Below are 694 nucleotides of genomic sequence, written 5' to 3'. Positions count from 1 at the left end.
CAACGTACAGCGCGAGGAGTTCAAGCGGCTCGGCGTCATCGGCGATTGGGCGCATCCCTACGCCACCATGAACTATCCGGCCGAAGCCCAGATCGCGCGCGAGCTGATGAAGTTCGCCGCCAACGGCACGCTCTATCGCGGCTCCAAGCCGGTGATGTGGAGCGTGGTCGAGAAGACCGCGCTCGCCGAGGCCGAGGTCGAGTACGAGGACTACACCTCCGACATGGTCTGGGTGAAATTCCCGGTCACCTCGCCGGCGCATGGCGCGCTGGCCAATGCCTCGGTCGTGATCTGGACCACCACGCCGTGGACGCTGCCCGGCAACCGCGCGATCTCGTTCTCGCCGAAGATCGCCTACGGCCTCTACAAGGTAACCGACGCGCCGGAAGCCAAATGGGCGAAGACGGGCGACCTGCTGATCCTGGCCGACGCGCTCGCGGCGGAAGTGTTCAAGAAGGCGCGCGTCGCCGCCTATGAGAGGGTGCGCGACATCCCCGGCGATACGCTCGATGTCGTGGAATGTGCGCATCCGCTGCGCGGTTTCAGCGGCGGCTACGAATTCACCGTGCCCCTGCTCGCCGGAGAACACGTCACCGACGACACCGGAACCGGCTTCGTGCACACTGCGCCAAGCCACGGCCGCGAGGACTTCGACGTCTGGATGGCGAACAAGCGCGAGCTGGATGCACGCGGC

The 694-nt window shown here is 66.1% G+C and carries 1 protein-coding gene; it reads left to right on the top strand.

Going from position 1 to position 694, the window contains the following annotated elements:
* A partial coding sequence (locus tag ACNOHI_RS24900) for a class I tRNA ligase family protein (RefSeq protein ID WP_420477414.1) occupies nt 1-694 on the top strand: 694 nt, incomplete at both ends.

The organism is Noviherbaspirillum sp. ST9 (assembly GCF_048799745.1).
Classification (GTDB): Bacteria; Pseudomonadota; Gammaproteobacteria; order Burkholderiales; family Burkholderiaceae_D; genus Noviherbaspirillum.
The sequence above is the reverse complement of the archived record's forward strand: the minus strand, read 5'-3'. Positions and strand labels throughout refer to the sequence as shown.